Here is a 15,720-nt window from a genome sequence, read left to right on the forward strand (position 1 = left end):
CGGGGTCGATGGAACGGCGGACGATGACCCTCGCTCTCCCACGGGCTTCAAGGCCCAAAGATGCTCCGGTCTCTCGTCCGCCACCGCACCTGCTGCAATAGCAGAGTCGGCAAGGGACAAGTTACAAAGATGCCGGCAGGCAGATGAGGGGCGGCGCTTCACTGGCAGAACTTGGCGCTGCCCCTCATCCGCCCTTCGGGCACCTTCTCCCCGTAGAACGGGGAGAAGGAAGAGATCACATCTTCACCCGCTCCGCCTTGGGGTCATACATCGGCTTCAGCGATGCCTCCGCCGCGAAGCGCTCGCCGGCGATCTCCACCTCGTAGGACGAGCCAAGAACATCCGCCTCGCTCTCGCCCTTGCACGGCACGTAGCCCAGCCCGATCGCGCCGCCGAGATGGTGGCCGTAATTGCCGGAGGTGATCGGGCCGACGATCTTGCCGTCGCGCAGGATCGCCTCGTTGTGGAAGAGCAGGGGTTGCGGGTCCTTGAGGCGGAACTGCAGCAGCCGGCGGTCCAGCCCGGCTTCCCTCTTCCGCAGCACGGCATCACGGCCGATGAAGTCGCCCTTGGCCGTCTTGACGGCGAAACCGAGGCCAGCTTCCAGCACATTATCCTCGTCGGTGATGTCGTGGCCGAAATGGCGGAAGGCCTTCTCGATGCGGCAGGAATCCAGCGTGTGCAGGCCGCAAAGCTTGAGGGCGCCCTCCGCGCCGGCGTCAGTGAGCGCCTCGAAGATGTGGGCCGCCTGCTCGGTCGAGACATAAAGCTCCCAGCCGAGCTCGCCGACATAGGTGACGCGGTGGGCGCGGGCCAGCCCCATGCCGATCTCGATCTCCTGGAAGGTTCCGAACGGATTGGCCTCATTGGAGAAGTCGTTGGGGCTCACCTTCTGGATCAGTTTTCGCGACTCGGGACCCATCATGCAGATGACCGCTTCGGCGGCGGTGACGTCGGTGATAACGACGAATTCGTCGGCGACATGCCGCCTTAGCCAGGCGAGGTCGCGCTGCAGCGTAGCGCCGGGCACGACGAGGAAATAGGCTGTCTCCGACAGGCGCGACACGGTGAGGTCGCTCTCGATGCCGCCCTTGGCGTTGAGCATCTGCGTGTAGACGATCTTGCCCGGCGCGACGTCCATGTCGTTGGCGCAGAGCCTTTGCAGGAAGGCACAGGCGTCGCGGCCCTCGACGCGGATCTTGCCGAACGAGGTCATGTCGAACAGGCCGACGCCGTTCCTGACCGCCAGATGCTCTTCGCGCTGGTTGTCGAACCAGTTCTGCCGCTTCCAGGAATAGCGGTACGCGCGCTCCTGGCCGTCGCGGGCGAACCAGTTGGCACGCTCCCAGCCGGCGACCTCGCCAAAGACGGCGCCGCGCGCCTTCAGATGCTCATGCAACGGCGAGCGGCGGATGCCGCGCGACGTCGCCATCTGGCGGTAGGGGAAATGGTCGGCGTAGAGCAGGCCGAGGGTTTCGGAGACGCGCTCCTTGAGATAGCGGCGGTTCTTCTGGAAGGGCTGGGCGCGGCGGATGTCGACCTCCCAGAGGTCGAAGGGCGCCTCGCCATCGTTGATCCACTGCGCCAAAGCCATGCCGGCGCCGCCGGAGGAGACGATGCCGATCGAATTGTAGCCGGTTGCCATCCAGTAGCCGGAGAGTTCCGGCGCCTCGCCGAGATAGTAGCGGTCGTCGGGTGTAAAACTCTCGGGGCCGTTGAAGAAGGTGTGGATGCCGGCGGTGCCCAGCATCGGCATGCGGTTGACGCCCATTTCGAGGATCGGCTCGAAATGATCCATGTCCTCGGGCAGCTGGTCGAAGCAGAAATCCTCGCGAATGCCGTCCATGCCCCAGGGTTTGGCCACCGGCTCGAAGGCGCCGAGCATCATCTTGCCGGCATCTTCCTTGTAGTAGGCGCACTCGTCCGGCACGCGCAGCACGGGCAGGCGGGTCAGCCCCGGGATCGGCTCGGTGACGAGATAGAAGTGCTCGCAGGCGTGCAGCGGGATGGTGACGCCGTTCTGGCGGCCGAGCTCGCGCGCCCACATGCCGGCGCAGTTGACGACGATGTCGGTCTCGATCGTGCCCTGTTCGTCGCCCTGTGCCCACGACACGCCGGAGACGCGGCCTCCCTTGGTGTGGACCTTGGTCACCTTGACGTTCTCGATGACTGTCGCACCCCGCTGGCGCGCGCCCTTGGCCAGCGCCATGGCGATGTTGGCGGGGTCGCATTGGCCGTCGAGCGGCAGGTGCACCGCGCCGACGACATCGGACACGTTGAGATGCGGATACATCTCCTTGACTTCGCTGGGCGAAATCTCGCGGACATCGACATCGAAGGCGCGGGCCAGCGAGGCCTGCCGGTAGATCTCGTGCTTGCGCTCTTCGGTCAGCGCCACGGTGATCGAGCCGACCTGGCGCATGCCGGTGCCGACATCGGTCTCGGCTTCGAGCTTGACGTAGAGGTCGGCCGAATATTTCGCCAGCCGGGTCATGTTCTGGGAGGCGCGCAACTGGCCGATCAGGCCGGCGGCATGCCAGGTCGTGCCGCAGGTGAGTTGCTTGCGTTCGAGCAGCACGATGTCGGTCCAGCCGAGCTTGGCCAGATGATAGGCGACCGAGCAGCCGGACACGCCGCCGCCGATGATGACAGCGCGGGCTTTGCTGGGAACGCTTTTGGTCATGCGGCCTCGCGGCGGTAAGCGGAAGCGAAGCGGCGCAGGCGAAGCGCTGCTTCCTTGAGGATGGGCTCGGGCTGGCAGAGGCTGATGCGGATATGTCCGGCGGCGGCCTCGCCGAAACTCGAGCCCGGCATGACGCCGACCTTTTCCTTGTCGAGCAGCGCCCAGGCGAATTTCTCGTCGTCGCGTTCGACGGCCGAGATATCGAGCATCACATACATGCCGCCTTCGGAGCCGCGCACGGTGACATCGTTCATGCCGCGGATCGCTTCGAGGAACAGCATGCGCCGTCCCGCGTAACGCTCGGCGATTTCCTTCACGCCATAGTGGTTTTCAAGCGCCTCGGCGCAGGCGATCGAGATGAAGGCCGGCAGGCCGTAGGTCGTCACCAAATTGAGGTTGATGAGCAGCGTGATCATCTCGCTTGGGCCGGTCAGCCAGCCCATGCGCCAGCCGGTCATGCCGTGGCTCTTCGACATCGAATTGATGACCAGCGTGCGCTCGGCCATGCCGGGCAGCGAGCGCGGCGAGATGTGCTCGCCGCCGCCGAGCGTCCAGTAGACCTCGTCGGAGAGCAGCCAGAGGTCATGATCGCGGCAAACTTGCGCCAGTTCCTCCAGCCGCTCGCGCGAATACACGGCGCCGGTCGGGTTGTTCGGCGTGTTGATGAGGATGGCGCGGGTGTTCGGCCGCAGCGCGGCGCGGATCATGTCGGCCCGCGGCTGGAAGCCGTTCTCGGCCGGGGTTTCGACCACGGTGAATTCGGCGCCCGCCGCACTGAAGGTGTTGGGGTAGGTGGCGTAGTAGGGCGCGACGACGATGGCATGGTCACCGGGATCGAGCACGGCCTGCACGGCGGCGTAGAGCGCCGCCTGTCCGCCCTGCGTGGCAATGACCTGGTCGGGTTCCGTCAGGACGCCGGTGCAAGCGGTCGAAGCCGCCGCCATCGCCTTGCGCAGTCGCGGCAGGCCGGGCAGCGGCGTGTAGTGGTGGTTGCTGGCGCGAACGGCGCTGACGCAGGCTTCGATCGTCTGCGAGGGCGTGTCGAAATCATGGTCGCCGACCGACAGCATGATGATTTCCTCGCCGGCCTGCTTGCGGGTCCAGGCGGCGAAATGCACCTCCCAGCCATCCTTGCCCGAAGGCACGATGCCGGCAATGCGCGATGAGGGTCTGGGCATCATTGAACTCCCGAAATCCGGTGGCCGGCCTCGTCGAGCCGGTCGCGCAGAGCGGCGATGTGGGCGGGGCCGACCTCGCAACAACCGCCGACGATGAGGGCGCCGGCCTCGACCCAGCCGATGGCCTGGTCGGCATAGGCCCGCGGGTCGAGGTCGTGGCGGGCATGCAGCACGTCGACCGTGCCGCCATGCTTCAGCGCCTCGATCGAGGTGAAGCCGTTGGCGTAGGCGCCGACCGGTCCGCCGAGGGCGATCAGCTCGGGCAGTGCGGCGCTCACGGCTTCCGGCCGACAGCAATTGACCAGCCTGGCAGCGACCGGCAGGTCGCCGAGCGCGCTCGACGCCGCGGCGATCGTCTCGCCGCTGCGCAGGCGCGGCGTGCCGTGGTCGGCGAGCGTCCACGACACCCAGACCGGCTTGCCGCTTTCCGACGCTGCCGTGACGGCGGCGCGCGCCTCGTCGGCGGAGGCCATGGTCTCGCACAGGAAGAGGTCGACTCCCTCCGCCTGCTCGGCGACGATGCGGCGGTAGATGTCGAGCGTCTCCTGGTAGGAGATGGTCAGCGCTGGCGCGTAGCTGCCGAACAGAGGCGACAGGCAGCCGGCGACGGCTGCGTCGCCGGCTTGCTCGCAAGCCTGCCTGGCAAGCTCAACGCCGCGCTTCTGCAACGGCTTGAACAGGTCTTCCGCGCCTTCGCGCGCCAGGCGTTCGGGCGTCGCGGAATAGGTGTTGAGGGTGATGACGCGGGCGCCCGCCTGGATAAACTCGACATGCAGGTCGCGCACCAGGTCCGGTTCGTCGATCAGCACCCTGGCCGACCACAAGGGCGTCGGCTCGGACTTGCTGCGCCGGACCAGTTCCTGGCCCATGCCGCCGTCGGTGAGGATCACTGATTTCATGTCCGCAATCTTTCGTTCTTCGGGTCCCAGAGCGGCTCGTCCTTCTGCACCACGGCCTTGAAGCGGTCGCCGAAGATCTCGACCTCGACCGACGCGCCGGGCTCGGCGAGATCGGCGCGCAGCATGCCGAGCGCGATCGACTTCTCGACCCGGTGGCCATAGCCGCCCGATGTCGTCTCGCCGACGACCCTGCCGTCATGCCAGAGCGTCGACATATAGGGCGCGTCGCATTCGCCGGGGTTCTCGACGACCAGGGTGACGAAACGCTTCTTCACGCCCTGCTGCTTCTCGTTGAGCAGTGCCGCCTTGCCACGGAAGTCTGGCTTGTCCCATTTGACGAAACGCTCCAGCCCGCCCTGCAGGATCGTATAGTCGGTCGAAAGGTCGCCCTTCCAGGCGCGGTAGCCCTTTTCCAGACGCAGGGAATCGAGCGCGTACATGCCGAAAGGCTTCAGCCCGTGCTTCTGGCCGGCGGCCCAGACAGCATCGAACACCGTCGCCGTGTCTGCGACCTTGGTGTGGATCTCCCAGCCGAGCTCGCCGGCGAAGGAGACGCGCACCAGCTTCGCCCAACGTCCGGCGATCGTCGTTTCCTGATGCGTCAGCCACGGAAGCGTCAGGTCGGCGGCGCAGACCTCGGCAAGGATTTTTCGCGACTTTGGGCCGGCGAGGATTTGCGTCGAATAGTCCTCGGTGCGGTCGGTCAGGGTGAAGGCCGCGTCTTTCGGCATGCGCGATTTCAGCCATTCGAAGTCGTGCCACTGGGCGACCGCGGCGGTGATCAGCGTCATCTGCTCCTCGCCGTGGCGCACGACCGACATTTCGGTGACGATGCGGCCCTTGTCGTCGGAGAAATAGACGAGGCCGATCCGGCCGGGCTTCGGCACCAAGCCGGTGACCTGCAGCGCCAGCCAGTCTGCGGCGCCCGGGCCTTCCAGGTTGAAGCGGGAAAAGCCGGGCAGGTCGAGGATGCCGGCGGCGTCGCGCACCGCCAGGCATTCCTCGCGCACACGGTGCTGCCAGGGTCCGTCGCGGCGGAAGGTCAGCGTCGATTCCTCCGATGTGTCGTCACCCTGATGCGCGTACCAGGTGGCGCGCTCCCAGCCATTATAGGCGTCGAACTGGCCGCCGAGCGCCTTTATGCGATCGTGCAGCGGCGACAGCTTGCGGTTGCGCCCCTCCGGCCAGGCATGGCGCGGGAACTGGATGGCGTATTCGTTGCCGTAGATCTCCATGCCCTTGGCGACGCAATAGTCGGGCGCCGCGGCAAAGGACGTGAAGCGGCGCGGATCGCAGGACCACATGTCCCATTCGGTCTGGCCCTCGGTGATCCATTCGGCCAGCACCTTGCCGGCGCCGCCGCCCTGGGCGATGCCGAAGGTGAAGACGCAGGCCTCGAAGGCGTTCGGCACGCCGGGCATCGGGCCGATCAGCGGGTTGCCGTCCGGCGCGTAGGGGATCGGTCCGTTGATCACCTTGGAGAGGCCGGCAGTGCCGAGGATCGGCACCCGGGCGACTGCGTCGGCGAGATAGTGCTCCAGCCGGTCGAGATCGTCGGGGAAGAGCTGGAAGGAAAAATCCTCGGGCATCGGGTCGTTGTGGGTCGCCCAATGCGCGCGGCAATTGCGCTCGTAGGGGCCGAGATTCATGCCGCTCTTTTCCTGGCGCAGATAGTAGGACGTGTCGACGTCGCGCAGCAGCGGCAGCTTCTTGCCCTGTTCCCTGGTCCAGGCGGCAAGCTCGGGGATTTCCTCGAACAAAATGTACTGATGGCTCATCACCATCATCGGCACCTCGCGGCCGAACATTTTTCCAACCTCGGCGGCGCGGTAGCCGGCGGCGTTGACGACGATCTCGCAGCGGATCTCGCCCTGCGGCGTGACAACCACCCATTCGCCGTTCTCGCGGCACACGCCGGTGACCGGGCAGAAGCGGATGATCTTCGCGCCCATGTCGCGCGCGCCCTTGGCCAGCGCCTGGGTCAACTGCGCCGGATCGATGTCGCCGTCGCTCGGGTCGTAGAGCGCGCCTTTCAGCTCATGCGTCTCGATGAACGGGTAGCGGCGCTTGATCTCGTCGAGCCCGACGACGTCGATATCCATGCCCTGGTAGCGGCCCATCCCCTTGGCGCGCTGGAATTCCTGCATGCGCTCCTTCGTATGGGCGAGCCTGAGCGAGCCGGTGACGTGATAGTTCATCGGATAGTCGACGGCTTCGGCAAGCCCGCGATAAAGCTCGGTCGAATAACGCTGCATGTTCATCAGCGACCATGAGGACGAGAAGGTCGGGACGTTGCCGGCGGCATGCCAGGTCGAGCCCGAGGTCAGCTCGTTCTTTTCCAGAAGCACGCAATCGGTCCAGCCCGCCTTGCAGAGGTGGTAGAGCGAGGAGGCGCCGACGACACCGCCTCCGATGATCACCACGCGTGCCGTGCTCGGCAAACCCGCCATGTTCTTCCCCTTCAATCAATAGACAGGTGGCGAAACCACCCAGATGACCACCGCCGGCTCGGCGCCCGGATTGCGCCAGCGGAACGGCTTGCCCTCGAAGCGAAAGCTGTCGCCTTCGCCGAGCCGGTGCCAGACGCCGGCAATCTCGATCTCGAAAACACCCGACACGACGTAGCCGGCTTCTTCCGTCGGGCGGCGCGCCTCGGTCTTCAGTTCCGCTCCCGGCGCGAAGACCGAGCGCAGCATCTCGAAGCTACCGCCGAGATCGGGCGACAGAAGCTCCTCCACGAGGCCGGATTCGCTTGTGCCAAGCGAGCGCCTGCTGCCGGCGCGCACGACCACGCCGCGCTCCTTCTCGGTAGGCACGTCGTGGCCGAAGAACAGGCTGAGCGGCACGCCGAACAGTTCGGCGAAGGCCCTAAGGTCGCCGAGCGAAGGGACCGACAGGCCGCGCTCAACCTGGCTGACCCAGCCGACGGAACGGCCGAGTTTCAGGCCGATCTCGGCCAGCGTCAGCCCGCGCGCCTTGCGCAGCGCACGGATGTCGCCGGCCAGCAGCCGCTCGCCATTGTCCTGTTCCGATCTGAGGGTGGTCGGGGTCATCGGCCTCCCGGTGAAAAAATTCAGTTTAATTTCATGAGAGGCCAGCCGCATGAAAAAATCAAGAGTATTTTCATACCCCCACAAGATTTGCTTGCGCGTTTTTTGCGGTTCATGCAAAGGCTCGGCCACGAACGGCGGGTGGGGACGTCCGGTCGTGGACCAGGTTTCAAGCAGTCTGCGCGTGGTCCTTCGCGGGAACCGGTTTCGGTTTCCGGCCACGCGCAAAGGGACGACCCATGCTGGAGAACAACAGCCGGATTGCCAAGGACGCGGCGATCGTCGACGAGGCGATCACGTCGCGCCGGTCGGTGCGCGCCTTCCTGCCCGACATGGTCGACGACGAGACCATCCGCGACGTCCTTTCCGTTGCCTCGCGCGCGCCTTCCGGCACGAATATGCAGCCGTGGCGGGTCTATGTGACCAAGGGCGAGGTGAAGCAGCGCATCTCCGACGCCATCCTCAATTCCGGCATTCGCGCCGAGAAGGCGGAGTGGGACGAATATCGCTACTACCCCGACCAGTTCTTCGAACCCTATCTCACCCGTCGCCGCGCCAATGGCTTCGGCCTCTACGGCGCGCTCGGCATCGGCCGGCGCGAGGTCGACAGGATGCGTGCCCAGCACGACCGAAACTTCGTCTTCTTCGATGCACCCGTCGGCATGATCTTCACCGTCGACCGGCGGCTGAACAAGGGCTCGTGGATCGACTACGGGATGTTCCTGCAGAACATCATGGTGGCGGCGCGGGGCAGGGGCCTGCACACCTGCCCGCAGGCGGCCTTCGCGCCTTATCACCGGCAGATCCGTCCGGTTCTCAACATCCCGGACGAGGAGATCGTCGTCTGCGGCATGGCGCTGGGCTACGAGGACACGTCGAAGCCGGAGAACGAATTCCGCACCGACCGCGCGCCGCTCGAGGAATGGGTGACGTTCAGCGAGTAAGGCTCGCGAGCGCCACGCCTGCAGCCTACTCGGTGTCCATACGCGCGCCATGGCCGCTGACATGGGCGCCGTCCTGCGGCGTCAGCCGCAGATAGGCGAACAGGGCGCAGAGCGTGATCAGGCCTTCGATAACGAACAGGATGCGGAAATCGTTGACGCTGGCCTGGCCGCCGCCTGCGAGCAGCGACAGAAGTGCCGCCGCCAGGCCGACGCTGACCGCCACCGCGAGCTGCCAGAGGATGTAGTAGAGCGCGCTGAAGCGGCCGAGTTGCTCGGGCGCGATGTCCGAGTAGGACAGGTTGCCGGTCGAGGCCCATTGCACCGAGCGGAAGATGCCGAAGATGAAGATATAGGCGAGCACGATCCAGGCGGGCAGGCTTGCCTGCATCAAGGCGAAGCCAGCGACCAGGCAGGCGACGATCGGCGTGTTGGCGACCAGCACGCGGCGGAAGCCGAAGCGGTTGAGGATGCGCGGCATCATGAAGCGCGTCAGCAGCGAGCCGATCGCGGCAACGAAGGTCAGCGATCCCGCCTGCACCGCGCTCATGCCGAAGCCGAGCTGGAACATCAGCGGCAACAGGAAGACGACCGAGCTCAGCCCGATCGTATCGAGGCCGCCGCCAGTCAGGAAGCTGACGCGGAAGGTGCGGATGCGCAGCAGCTTGAGGTCGAGCAGCGGATTGCGGACGCGCAGGCAATAGAAGGACGCGACGGTCAGGATGGCGACGGCCGCACCCAGCTCGGCGGCGATGATGCCGGCGGCGGCGTCCTTGGCGGCGAGCGAATCCATGCCGAAGACGAGCAGCGCCATGCCGCTGCCGACCAGCAGGAAGCCCGGAAAGTCGAACGGCGTGCGGACCGGCTTGGTCGCGGAGGGGAACAGCGAGGCGGCGAGCAGCGCGGCAATGAGCGCAATCGGGATGTTGATGTAGAAGATCCAGCGCCACGAGACGTAGGTGGTCAGCGCGCCGCCGACCAGCGGGCCGACCAATGGTCCGGACTGGCCGGCCAGCGAAATGTACATGTTGATCTTCAGCGTGCGGTCGCGCGGAAAGCTCGACAGGATCACCACCTGGCCGAGCGTGCCCATCAGCGCGCCGCCGAAACCCTGCAGGGCCCGCGAGGCGACCAGCATCCAGATGTTCTCCGAGAGGCCGCAAAGTGCGGAGGCACTGGCGAAGACCAGCAGGGCAAAGCAATAGACGTTGCGCAGGCCGAAGCGGTCGGCTGCCCAGCCGCCGAGCGGCATCGAGATGATGAGGCTGGCGACATAGACGGTGATCAGCAGGCCAAGCTGGCTCGGCGGACGGGCCAGGCTTTCACCGATGCCGGGAAGCGCAGTCACCACGACATTCTGATCGAGACTGGTCATGAAGACGCCGCAGGCGACCGTCGCCGGCAACAGCATCGACGCTTCGCCTGCCGGGGCAAAGCGGGTTGTGGCTGTCGCCGAAGTCTCTGCGGTCATTGGAGGATATGGTCGAACGGGTTGCCTGGACGGGCACCTGCCCCGACAGGAGCCCGTGATTTCCTATCTATCGTCCCGGCTGGCCTAAGGCTCAAGCAGCAGTTGTAGCCGTCCGTAGTGCCAGCTGCGTGCTCTTCCAGAATTGTCCTCTTGTCTTACGCAGTTCCGGACGGAAAACCGCTGCACACTTTTCCTGGAATTGCTCTATTGCACCTCGTAGCCGACTTCCTCGCTGGCGTGGCACAGCGCCTTCCAGAACGAGCGGGCGAAGGAGCGGAAGACGTAGATGTCGAACTGGTCGCCGCCGCTGCGCTGGATCTGCGCAAAGACGTCGTGATGCGTGGTCGAGCGGCCGGCGCCGACCGGGAAGGCCGTCAGGGCGAAATCGATGGCGAAGAACTTCGCCAGCACCCATTCGGCCTTCGGGCCGGCGATGCGGATCGCGGTGCGGCCGTGCGACAGATCGGTGACGGTGCCTACGTCCGGCGTGACGACGCCGGAGAACGCGGCCGCAAGGCCCTCGGCTTCGTCGACGACGGTGAACTTGCCCGGGGCGAAGCCGAATGCCGCTCTTACGCCGTTGGCGACGCCGCCGCCTGCGCCGTCCGGAAGGGCAAGGCCCGCAACCTTATATATGGCCGACATCAGCCGCTTCTCCTCGCCCGGCCAGGCGGCGAGCTGCAGGATCGACCCCGGCCGCGTCTCGGACAGGATGACGTCGACGCCTTGTTCGAAATTGCCGTGCGAGCCCGGATGGTACTCCGGCTCGAGCGGAGACAAGCGCACGGGTAATTGGCGTTCAACCATGCATGCGGCTCCCGTCCGGGTCGTAGAAGTGGTTGGAGACGATCTCGATCGGACCGAACCGGTTGCGCAGTGGGTCAGAGACGAAGGCGCGCGTGCCGTGGCGGGCCTTGCCGCCCTTGATTAGCGCCAGCGCGATATGCTTGCCGAGCGCCGGCGAGTAGCAGCAGGCGGTGATGTGGCCGATCGAATCGTGCGGATTGGCTTCGTCCAATTCCTCGACGATATGGGCGCCGCCGTTGAGCGGACGGTTGTCGAGCGAGACCAGGCCGACCAGTTGCAGCCGGTCAGGCGCGATCAATCCTTCGCGGTCCATCATTGCTGAGCCGATGAAGGGCTTCTTCTTCGACAGCATCCAGTCGAGATGCAGGTCGCGCGCCGTGGTGCGGCCGTCGATCTCGGCGCCGGTGACATGGCCCTTCTCGATGCGCATCGTGCCCAGCGCCTCGAGCCCGTAGGTGACCAGGCCGAACGGCTTGCCGGCCGCGATCAGCGCCTCCCAGACATGGGTGCCGTAGCCGGCGCCGGAATAGACCTCGAAGGCCATCTCGCCGGAGAAGGAGAGACGGCAGATCATCACCGGCACGCCTGATATCTGGCCGTGGACGATGCCCATGAAGGGCAGGGTGGCGTTGTCGACGGCGGTGCCAGTGACGCAGGCCGCAAGGATGGCTCTCGCCTTCGGCCCGCCGATGGCGGCGCCAGCCCATTCGTCGGTCACAGACGTGACGGTGACCTTCAGCTCCGGCCAGATGACGTCGAGGAAATATTCCAGATGCTGCATCACCTTGCCGGCATTGGCGGTGGTGGTGGTCATCAGGAAGTCCTGTTCGCCGAGCCGCCAGGTGGTGCCGTCATCGAAGGCAAGCCCGTCCTCGCGCAGCATCAGGCCGTAGCGCGCCTTGCCGACGGCAAGCGTGGAAAACATGTTGGTGTAGACGCGGTCGAGGAGCTCCGCCGCGTCCGGCCCCTGCACCGCGATCTTGCCCAGCGTCGAGACGTCGACGATGCCGGCGCTGTCGCGGGTGGCCTTGGCCTCACGGACATAGGCCTGCTCGACCGTCTCGCCGGCGAGCCCGTAGATCATCGGCCGGTACCAGAGTCCGGCCGAATACATCCTCGCGCCATTGGCGATGTGCCAGTCATGCATCGGCGTCAGCCGCTCGGGCTTGACGTCGCCAAAACGCTCGGCCGCCAGCGAGCCGATCGACACCGCAGTATAGGGCGGGCGGAAGCGCGTCGTGCCGACCTCGGGGATCGGCTTGCCGAGCGCCTCGGCCATGATGGCGAGGCCCGGCACGTTGGAGCTCTTGCCCTGGTCGGTCGCCATGCCGAGCGTGGTGTAGCGCTTCAGATGCTCGACCGAGACAAAGCCCTCGCGATGCGCCAGCCGCACATCTTCCGCCGTCACGTCGTGCTGGAAATCGACGAAGCTCTTGCCCTTTGCCTTGATCTCGAACACCGGCGCCGGATCGGGCTCGCCGGGCGCTGCTTCGACGTCCGGCAAGGCCGCCGGCGTGCCAGGGCCGCCGGCGGCGGCGAGACCCGCGGCGCGGCCTTCGGCAATGGCCTCGGCGGTCGAGAAACTGCCGGTGAAGGCGCCGGCGCCGACCCAGCGCTGCGTCGGCTTGGGCGGCAGGAAAGCCTGGCGGGAAGCGTCCCACTCGGCCCTGGCGCCGGCCTGGCTGGCGAGGTGGATGGTCGGCGACCAGCCGCCCGAGATCAGCAGGCAGTCGGCGTGGATGCTGCGCGCATCGCCGGTGAGCGCGCCGCTCGGCATGTCGAAGCGCTGCACCTTGAGGCCGTTGAGCGCCTTGCCGCCTTCCGTCGCGATTACGGCATGGCCGGACAGGATTTCCGCCTCGGCTTCGGTGGCGAGCCTGCGCATCTCATCCGACAGCTCGGCGCGAACGTCGATGATGGCGACGATCGCGGCCCCTGCCTGCTTCAGTGCCAGGGCGGAACGGTAGGCGCTGTCATTGTTGGTGAAGAGGGCAATCCGCTCGCCCGGCAGCACGCCATATTCATTGGCGTAACGCTCTGCCGCATGCGCCAGCATGACGCCCGGCCGGTCATTGCCGGGGAAGACCAGCGGCCGTTCGAAGGAACCGGTGGCGAGCACCACGGTCCTGGCGCGGATCGCCCAGTAGCGATGGCGCGGTTCGCCCCTGGCGGGGCTCTCCTTGTGGTCGGTGACACGCTCCAGCGCGGCAAGCGTGTTGCCGTCATAGTAGCCCCAGACCGTGGTGCGCGGCAAAAGCCGCACATTGTCGTTGCCTTCGAGCTGGCCGGCTGCGCGCGCCGCCCAGTCGGCCGCCGGCATGCCGTCTATCGTCTCGCCGGACCAGTTGGCCGAGCCGCCGAAGCGCGGCTCCAACTCGGTGAGGACGACCCGCGCGCCCTGGTCGGCGGCAGCCTTGGCGGCCATCAGCCCAGCCGGACCTGAGCCGACCACCAGCACGTCGCAGAAGGCGTTCATGCGCTCGTAACGCGATGTGTCGGCGGCGGTGCCGGCCCTGCCGAGGCCGGCGGCGCGGCGGATGAAATGCTCGCAGAACATCCAGAAACGCGTGCCCTTGAGTGGGCCGATCACCGGCCCCATGAAGGTCTTGTAATAGAAGCCGGCCGACAGCAGCTTGCCGCCGAGCTGATTGACCGCGCTGACGTCCCAGGCGAGCGAGGGGAAGCGGTTCTGGCTGACGGCGGTGAGCCCGTCATAGATCTCGACCATGGTGGCCGGGATGTTCGGCTCGCGGACCTCGCCGCGCAGCACCGTCACCAATGCGTTCGGCTCCTCGACGCCGGCGGTGAGCACGCCGCGCGGGCGGTGGTATTTGAACGAGCGGCCGAACAGCGTGACGCCATTGGCGAGCAGCGCCGAGGCCAGCGTGTCGCCGGCATGGCCTGTGTACGAAGCACCGTCGAAGCTGAAGCGGATGGTGCGCAGGCGGTCGACGCGACCGCCGGTCTCAGTGCGGCGCGGGCTCACGACTTCGCCTCCGTCTTGTGCCGCGCGGCGGATTTGTGGCCGCCATGCGCGAAGGCGGTGCTGGAGATGTCATGCGTCAGCGTGTTGCGCACGACCCTGACATGGGCGCGGCAGCCGCCCGAATGCTGCCAGATCTCGTTGTGATCGCCGGCCGGGTTCAGCCGGTCGTAGACATAGGCGTTCCAGGCGTCGATGTCCTGCGAGGCAGGTTGCGGGCGCTCGCGGTTGCCGTCGCCCTGATAGGTGAATTCGATGACGTCGCGCGGGCCGCAATAGGGACAGGTAATGAGCATTTATCTAAACCCTAATGCAGCCGAGGCGTCGCGCCCTGGCCTTTGTCGTCGATGACGAGGCCGCGATAGAAGCGGTCGAGCGTGAAGGGCGCGTTGAGCTCGTGCGGCTCGTCCTTGGCGATGGTCCAGGCAAAGCACAGGCCGGAGGCAGGCGTCGCCTTGAAGCCGCCATAGCACCAGCCGCAATTGAGATACATGCCGGGCAGCGGGCCGGTTGTGATGATCGGCGAGCCGTCCATCGTCATGTCGCAGAGGCCGCCCCAGGAGCGCAGCATGCGCACGCGCGCCAGGCCCGGGAACAGCGCCAGCATCTCGCTCATCACCTCGTCGACGATGGGCAGGCTGCCGCGCTGGGCATAGCTGTTGTAGCCGTCGAGGTCGCCGCCATAGACCAGGCCGCCCTTGTCGGACTGCGAGATGTAGAAGTGGCCCATGCCGAAGGTCAGGATGGTGTCGATGATCGGCTTCAGCGATTCCGATACGAAGGCCTGCAGCACGTGGCTCTCGATCGGCATCTTGTCGATGCCGGCCAGTTGCATGACGCGGCCGGTGCTGCCGGCGACGGCGAGCGCAACCTTCCTGGTGCGGATTTCGCCGCGCGTCGTCGACACGCCGGTGATGCGGTCGCCGTCGCGCAGGAAGCCGGTGACCTCGCAATTCTCGATGATGTCGACGCCGCGGCGGTCGGCGCCGCGCGCATAGCCCCAAGCGACGGCATCGTGGCGGGCGCTGCCGGCGCGCCGCTGCATCAGTCCGCCGATGACCGGAAAACGCGCCGAGCCGGAGACGTCGAGCACAGGCACCAGCCGCTTGATCTGGTCGACCGTCATCAGTTCGGCATCGACGCCGAGATGGCGCATGGCGTTGCCGCGCCTGGCATAGTCATCGAACTGGGCCGGCGTATGCGCGAGGTTGAGACAGCCGCGCTGCGAGAACATGACGTTGTAGTTCAGATCGTGCGACAGGTTCTCCCACAGCTTCATCGAATGCTCGTAGAAGCGCGTGTTGGACGGCAAAAGGTAGTTCGAGCGAACCGCGGTGGTGTTGCGGCCGACATTGCCGGAGCCGAGCCAGCCCTTTTCCAGTACCGCGACGTTGGTGATGCCGTGCTCCTTGGCGAGGTAGTAGGCGGTCGACAGGCCGTGCCCGCCGCCGCCGATGACGATCACGTCATAGGATGCCTTCGGGTCCGGCTTGCGCCAGGCCGGCTTCCAGTCCTGGTTTCCGCTGAGCGCGTTCTTGAGGAGCGAAAAGGCCGAATATTCCGCCATGTTTCATGTCGTCCGGTTTGTGCGATGCGGCAGACTATAGAGCAGGCGGCGGGCGCAAAGCCAAGATTGCGCCATCGCTTTTCGACTGGCCGACTCCGGTCCGTTCGGCGGCTCTGGACGGGGACGGCTTGCCGCATGGTA

The 15,720-nt window shown here is 66.2% G+C and carries 11 protein-coding genes; 1 reads left to right on the forward strand and 10 read right to left on the reverse strand.

Going from position 1 to position 15,720, the window contains the following annotated elements; translation table 11 throughout:
- Positions 1–235: 235 nt before the first annotated feature.
- Genes PU724_RS10420 through PU724_RS10440 form a run of 5 tightly spaced genes read right to left on the reverse strand, consistent with a single transcriptional unit; the run spans position 236 to position 7,813 of the window.
- Entirely contained in the window at positions 236–2,683 is a 2,448-nt protein-coding gene (locus PU724_RS10420; RefSeq protein WP_354422459.1) for a GcvT family protein, read from the reverse strand.
- Positions 2,680–3,861: a pyridoxal phosphate-dependent aminotransferase gene (locus PU724_RS10425; protein ID WP_354422457.1), complete on the reverse strand. Its 1,182-nt coding sequence runs from the start codon at positions 3,859–3,861 to the stop codon at positions 2,680–2,682. The genes PU724_RS10420 and PU724_RS10425 overlap by 4 nt, the downstream gene beginning before the upstream one ends.
- Entirely contained in the window at positions 3,861–4,760 is a 900-nt protein-coding gene (locus PU724_RS10430) for a homocysteine S-methyltransferase family protein (RefSeq protein ID WP_354422455.1), read from the reverse strand. Before PU724_RS10430 ends, PU724_RS10425 begins: the two co-directional genes overlap by 1 nt.
- Positions 4,757–7,210, reverse strand: a complete 2,454-nt coding sequence (locus PU724_RS10435; protein ID WP_354422453.1) for a GcvT family protein — start codon at positions 7,208–7,210, stop codon at positions 4,757–4,759. Before PU724_RS10435 ends, PU724_RS10430 begins: the two co-directional genes overlap by 4 nt.
- Positions 7,211–7,225: 15 nt before the next feature.
- Positions 7,226–7,813, reverse strand: a complete 588-nt coding sequence (locus PU724_RS10440; protein ID WP_292173765.1) for a helix-turn-helix domain-containing protein — start codon at positions 7,811–7,813, stop codon at positions 7,226–7,228.
- Positions 7,814–8,049: 236 nt separating this feature from the next.
- Between PU724_RS10440 and PU724_RS10445 the strand changes: the two genes are divergently transcribed.
- Positions 8,050–8,754 (forward strand): nitroreductase, encoded by a 705-nt coding sequence (locus PU724_RS10445; protein WP_127311983.1) that lies wholly within the window; start codon positions 8,050–8,052, stop codon positions 8,752–8,754.
- A 25-nt stretch (positions 8,755–8,779) separates the two neighbouring features.
- Here the strand turns inward: PU724_RS10445 and PU724_RS10450 are convergent, their stop codons facing one another.
- From PU724_RS10450 to PU724_RS10470, 5 genes are all read right to left on the reverse strand, one after another.
- On the reverse strand, positions 8,780–10,222 hold the full coding sequence (locus tag PU724_RS10450; protein ID WP_426213169.1) for an MFS transporter: 1,443 nt from the start codon (positions 10,220–10,222) through the stop codon (positions 8,780–8,782).
- A 204-nt stretch (positions 10,223–10,426) separates the two neighbouring features.
- Positions 10,427–11,029: a sarcosine oxidase subunit gamma family protein gene (soxG, locus tag PU724_RS10455; protein WP_135908286.1), complete on the reverse strand. Its 603-nt coding sequence runs from the start codon at positions 11,027–11,029 to the stop codon at positions 10,427–10,429.
- Positions 11,022–14,015: a sarcosine oxidase subunit alpha gene (locus PU724_RS10460; protein ID WP_354422449.1), complete on the reverse strand. Its 2,994-nt coding sequence runs from the start codon at positions 14,013–14,015 to the stop codon at positions 11,022–11,024. Before PU724_RS10460 ends, soxG begins: the two co-directional genes overlap by 8 nt.
- Positions 14,012–14,308, reverse strand: coding sequence for a sarcosine oxidase subunit delta (locus PU724_RS10465; RefSeq protein WP_127283739.1), 297 nt, complete (start codon positions 14,306–14,308; stop codon positions 14,012–14,014). The genes PU724_RS10460 and PU724_RS10465 overlap by 4 nt, the downstream gene beginning before the upstream one ends.
- Positions 14,309–14,319: 11 nt before the next feature.
- Complete coding sequence (locus PU724_RS10470) at positions 14,320–15,579, reverse strand: sarcosine oxidase subunit beta (RefSeq protein ID WP_354422447.1); 1,260 nt, start codon at positions 15,577–15,579, stop codon at positions 14,320–14,322.
- Positions 15,580–15,720: the final 141 nt, after the last annotated feature.

It is taken from the genome of Mesorhizobium abyssinicae, from assembly GCF_049887195.1.
GTDB lineage: Bacteria > Pseudomonadota > Alphaproteobacteria > Rhizobiales > Rhizobiaceae > Mesorhizobium > Mesorhizobium abyssinicae.